The 287-nt window shown below is 71.8% G+C and carries 1 protein-coding gene; it reads left to right on the top strand.

All coding sequences use genetic code 11. From position 1 onward, the window contains the following. Positions 1 to 49: 49 nt before the first annotated feature. A partial coding sequence (locus tag ACLQ25_RS32900) for a hypothetical protein (protein ID WP_425734622.1) occupies positions 50 to 287 on the top strand: 238 nt, incomplete at its 3' end.

Below are 287 nucleotides of genomic sequence, written 5' to 3'. Positions count from 1 at the left end.
TCTCCGAGAGCGCGGACAACGACAACCCGCCGAAGAGATCCTGACCGACGTGTTTGGCGAGTTACGCGACGCGGACATCTCGGTGCAGCGGGCGTGCTTGCTGACCGGGACCTCGCGGGCGACCTACTACCGGCGGGCGAAACCGGTGGTGGGACCGCGGCACGGGCCGTGGCTGCCGCGGACCCCGCCGCCGCAGGCGCTCAGCACGGCCGAACGCGATCGTGTGCTGGCGGTGCTGAACTCGCCGACCTACGCCGACCTGGCGATCCCGCAGGTCTGGGCCCGGG

This window comes from Micromonospora sp. DT44 (genome assembly GCF_049841635.1).
Lineage (GTDB): Bacteria > Actinomycetota > Actinomycetes > Mycobacteriales > Micromonosporaceae > Micromonospora.
This window is presented reverse-complemented; position numbering and strand designations above follow the sequence as displayed.